Source organism: Blautia sp. CAG:257, assembly GCF_000433815.1.
GTDB classification, from domain to species: domain Bacteria; phylum Bacillota; class Clostridia; order Lachnospirales; family Lachnospiraceae; genus Blautia_A; species Blautia_A caecimuris.
In genome coordinates, this window is record NZ_HF999085.1 from 87,165 (window position 1) to 91,777 (window position 4,613).

4 protein-coding genes are annotated in these 4,613 nt (G+C 46.3%); 1 reads left to right on the forward strand and 3 read right to left on the reverse strand.

From position 1 onward, the window contains the following. The first annotated feature begins 311 nt into the window (after positions 1–311). Positions 312–1,844, forward strand: coding sequence for a PucR family transcriptional regulator (locus tag QVP40_RS10580; protein ID WP_022068391.1), 1,533 nt, complete (start codon positions 312–314; stop codon positions 1,842–1,844). Here the strand turns inward: QVP40_RS10580 and QVP40_RS10585 are convergent. From QVP40_RS10585 to QVP40_RS10595, 3 genes are all read right to left on the reverse strand, one after another. After that, positions 1,820–2,368: a DUF2284 domain-containing protein gene (locus tag QVP40_RS10585; protein ID WP_022068392.1), complete on the reverse strand. Its 549-nt coding sequence runs from the start codon at positions 2,366–2,368 to the stop codon at positions 1,820–1,822. The genes QVP40_RS10580 and QVP40_RS10585 overlap by 25 nt on opposite strands. Beyond that, on the reverse strand, positions 2,361–3,854 hold the full coding sequence (locus tag QVP40_RS10590; protein WP_022068393.1) for an ASKHA domain-containing protein: 1,494 nt from the start codon (positions 3,852–3,854) through the stop codon (positions 2,361–2,363). Before QVP40_RS10590 ends, QVP40_RS10585 begins: the two co-directional genes overlap by 8 nt. A 7-nt stretch (positions 3,855–3,861) precedes the next feature. Further along, on the reverse strand, positions 3,862–4,613 hold a 752-nt coding region (locus QVP40_RS10595; RefSeq protein WP_288200485.1), incomplete at its 5' end, for a uroporphyrinogen decarboxylase family protein.

A 4,613-nucleotide genomic window follows, 5' to 3' on the forward strand; every position in this document is an offset into this window, starting at 1 on the left:
CATCCTGCATTCTTGCCCTTTCTTTAATAAATTCCCCGTCGCGGCGGGCAATGGCATCTGCCACAGCAGGAATGGAACCGTTGATTTTTTCCCCAATAATTATCATGCGTAAATCCCTCCTACACTTTAACTGTTTTCAGTATATCAGAGAATACAGATAATCTCTATTTCCAAAATCGTCTATTTTCTCTTTCATTTTCCTACAATTTGTATGAAATATCTGACTGCAGCTATTGAGCCTAAAAACCATATGAGATATAATAAAAAAAACTGCTTTAAAACACTCAGTCCCACATCGAAAGGAGCCTCTTATGAAACTCAGCGCCCAGCTTATTGTATACCATCTGCGTCAGCATTTTTCTGTAGCAGTCTCTTCCTGGCTGTCCTCAGAGCCTCATTTGGAATACCCTGTGATCTATCAGGCTCCCGGTCCTCTGTCCGGGGGAAAAATATATATCAGTGATGATCCTGATTTTTTGATTCCCTCCCACCATCTGTCCGAAACTCTGGTGATACTCACCGGAACCTCAAGGTATCTGGAAGAAGACGATTATCCGAATTTGTGCATTTTGAAGGAATCTGTTTCTGCAATTTCCGCCCTTTCATTTCTCCAGGAAATTTTTCGAAAATACGAAGAGTGGAACCAGAGTCTGTTTGATCTGATTTTGAATCAGCCCTCTGTCCAGAAAATGATCGATCTCAGTACTTCTGTCATTCCCAATCCCATGACCGTGATCGGCCTTGATTTTACAGTGATCGCAAGCGGAAATCAGCCGCGGAATCAGTTAAAGGACGGTATTTTCGGTTCCACAGAAGAAACTCAGAATGTTGTCAACTCTCTGAAGCAGGACAGTAATTACGAAGAGGCTCAGTACCGTACCGGTTATTTTTATTATCCCGGAAACCATACTGCACCTCCGGCTCTGTGCGTCAATATCAGACGTTCCGGAAAAACCGGATACCGCCTTCTGATTCGCCCCGGAGAGCTTCCACTGGATGACACCTTTGGCTTTGTGGCAGAACATCTGGCATCTCTTATTTCTTATGTGCTGTCCACAAAGTCTGTGGCAGAACACGATACCCTGTACCCTCTCCACCGGATTTTTCATAATCTCCTTACCAATTCCAAAGCAGACTATGTGGAGGTCAGTCACCAGCTTACAGAAAACGGCTGGCTGTCCTCCCATTCCTATCAGTGCATTCTGATTAAAACAGGAATTCTGGACTGGAAAAATCTGACCCTGAAATCCATTTGCAGTTATGTGGAAAATTTTATTCCGGCTGCCTGTGCAGTGGAGCACAGAGGAAATGTAGTTGTATATATTAATCTGGATTTGTGCGACTTTACACTGGATGAAATTTCTCAGAAGCTTGCCGGTTTTATCCGGGACAGTCTGTTGATTGCCGGTTACAGCAGAGTGATGCTGGGACATTTTAATTTTCAGAGGCAGTATGTACAGGCTTCTATTTCCATTCAGACAGGCTCCCGCAAAAATCCAACCTCCTGGATCCATCATTTTAATGATGTTGCACTGCCTTATATTCTGGAACAGATCACAGGAAAGCTTCCAGCCTACATGATCTGCCATGAAAAGCTTCTCCATTTGAAATATCAGGATGAAAACACCGGCACTCAGCTTTATGAGACTCTGAGGGTTTATCTGCAGAATCATCAGAGTGCAACAAAAACGGCTGCGGCACTTTATATTCACCGCAGCACGCTTCTTTACCGTATTGAAAAAATTGAGGCAGCCTTAAAATCCGATCTCACGGACCCAGATGAGCTGCTTTACCTGATGCTGTCCTTTTATCTGATGGATCAGGAAGAAAAATCAAAGAAATAGCAGGAGGTATAGGCGATCGTTTTTGGACCGTAATAATATTTTACCTGGTTTCCGGAACAGATATCACTGACCAGGATCCCGTAGGCCTCCATAGATGAAATTCTCCGCTCCGGCTGCCTGCAAGGACTGTCCGGGTATGTACACTCTCTGCACAAGGTACAGGTTCCTGCTCCCAGAGGAAGAAATCCGGGAGCTATTTTACGGAGCTTTTCCGCTGTTTCAAGAAAAGTTTTTTTGTGGCGCTCTTCTGTATCTTTCATGCCTTCCCAGTCCATACTGTCCTCTATTTCTCCAACAGTCTGCACAAGAATTCCGGTCTTATAGCTGAGAAGCTGCTGCCTGCACTGATCAAGAGTTCCGCAGCCGGGAGGGCAGGACCAGTTCCTGTCATATTTTCCACAGTTTCCATTGCGGCACATATCCCGTACCTCATCCCTGAGTTCTACCGTATCCATACTGATTTTTCCTGTATGGGAAAAACCGGCTGCCTCTATGATTTCCATTATTCTGTCAAGCTCATTCATGTTCTGATTCCCCCGGAAACTCCATTTCTTCTACATAAATCTCCTGAAATCCCATATCAAGAGCAAGCTCCACAAACTCAGCCTTTTGTGCCAGAATCCGGCTCCGCTCAAACTGTTCCCGATTCACAGCAACCATACAGGCTCCCTCCCCGGCAGCATTTCCTATGGAGGTGATCCTTGTCTGAAGTTCAGGAGGAATCATTCCAATGGCACAGGCGCTGGCAGGATCAAGATAATTGCCAAAGGCTCCGGCTATCAGAACACGGCTGATATCACTGACCTTAATCCCCTTCTTCTCGCAAAGACTTCGGATACCTGCCGCAATGGCAGCCTTTGCCAGCTGAAGCTCCCGGATATCCTTTTGATTCAGAAATACCCGGTCAGTAAAATGATACTCCTTCTCCAGTCTTCCTGTCTCATCAATTTTTCCCAGTTTCAAAAGACAGGCAGCCCCATCCAGAAGACCGGAGCCGCAGATTCCCACTGCCTCGGTTTCTCCGATCACATGGCAGATTGTTTCCCCATCTTTTACAGTTACATGGTCAATGGCGCCTTTGCTGCCCCGCATACCACAGGTGATCTTCGCTCCTTCAAAGGCTGGTCCTGCCGCTGTAGAACAGGTGATCAGCCCGTCTCTGTTTCCCAGAACTAGCTCTCCGTTTGTTCCGATATCCACCAGCAGCGTCATTTCTTCACAGGCATCCAGATCAGAGGCCACCAGGCATCCCACAGTATCTGCGCCTACAAAACCGCCGATATTGGGAAGCCACCAGAGCTGCGCCCGGGGATGTACATGAATGTCGTACTGGATAGCCATAAGCTCCTGCGCTTCGGTAACTTTAGGCGTATAGGGCGCCAGAGCCAGCGTATCAGTGGGAATCCCCAGAAACAGATGATGCATACAGGAATTTCCCACCATAACGATTCTCACAATATCCTCCGGGTTCCTTCCCGCCCCTTTTGCCAGTTCTCTTAAAAGTATGTTTACTGCATTGCGGATACAGCCGCTTAAAGCCTCTCCGCCGTTATTCAGCGCATAGCTGCATCTGCTGACCACATCTGCTCCAAACTGTCTCTGAGGATTCAGAATACTTTTTGTTCCAAGCAGCTCTCCGTTTGTTCCGTCCAGAAGATACGCCACTACAGAGGTAGAACCAATATCCACAGCGCTGAGAAGCGGTGTATCCGTGCCTTCCGGAAGATTTCCGGGGGAAAATTCTGCCTGTCTGCCGCTTCCCTGTGCAAGGATCTGAGCCCGCTCCCCTTTTTTATTTCCTGTATACACTGTCATATCTCTGTCTACTGCCGTCTTACATGCCAGCACTTCTTTTCCGTCGATCACCACTTTGCACTTTCCGCATTTTCCATTTCCTCCGCAAAAAGCATCCGGAGTCATTCCTGCTGCGATCTGCGCCTCCAAAACCGTGGTTCCTGCCTCTGCCAGGCAGGTAAGCTGTTCATCTTCAAAGGTAATTTTATATTTCATCTTGTCTTCACTTTTCTGTTCTGTTATATCTGTCAATTTCATCGTCAATAATCGGGTCAACATGAGGGAAAAGACATCCCGGTCCGCCATAAGTAATACATGGGATAAAATGTCCTCCCGGAGCATATTCCTCACAGGCTCTTCTTACTTCCCTGCGTATCTCCTCCTCTGTGGAATCTGCTCTGTCCACAATGGATGCGTCGATTCCTCCCATCAGTGTCATCCTTCCTGCAAGCTGTTTCTGAAGCTTCGGAATATCATTCTGAGGAAGAACTCCCTGCCACACGTCAACGCCAAGCTCCACCATATCCTCTACGACAGGTTCCATAAAGGAATCCCCATGATGGATGATGATGACTCCTTTTTCTTTCATATATCCATAGGTTTTTGCATACTGAGGCTTAATAAACTCTCTCCATGTTTCCGGGCTTACAAAAAGCTGATTTTTGGAGCCCCAGTCATCATGAGAAAGCATCACATCCGGATGAAGATTATCTACAATCAGTTTCATATACTGATAGCGATACTCTCCAATAGCATTACAGAGATCCATCATATCTTCCGGCTCCAGAAGAAAATTCATCAGCATATCCTCAAATCCCATAAGAAAGTGAAGCCGTTCAAACACTCCTGTTGGCATAAATGCCATAAAAAGCTTTCCGCTTTCCCGGATTTCCTGAGCTTTTTCCTTAAATGGCTCCCAGAGAGCCGGATCTGAGCAGTTTTCCAGAAGCTCCGGCATTTTTAACTGCTCTTTCC

Excerpts from the sequence above, each read along its gene's own strand:
- QVP40_RS10585 (WP_022068392.1), bottom strand. The coding sequence starts at position 2,368 with ATGAATGAGCTTGACAGAATAATGGAAATCATAGAGGCAGCCGGTTTT.
- QVP40_RS10590 (WP_022068393.1), bottom strand. The coding sequence starts at position 3,854 with ATGAAATATAAAATTACCTTTGAAGATGAACAGCTTACCTGCCTGGCA.
- QVP40_RS10580 (WP_022068391.1), top strand. The coding sequence starts at position 312 with ATGAAACTCAGCGCCCAGCTTATTGTATACCATCTGCGTCAGCATTTT.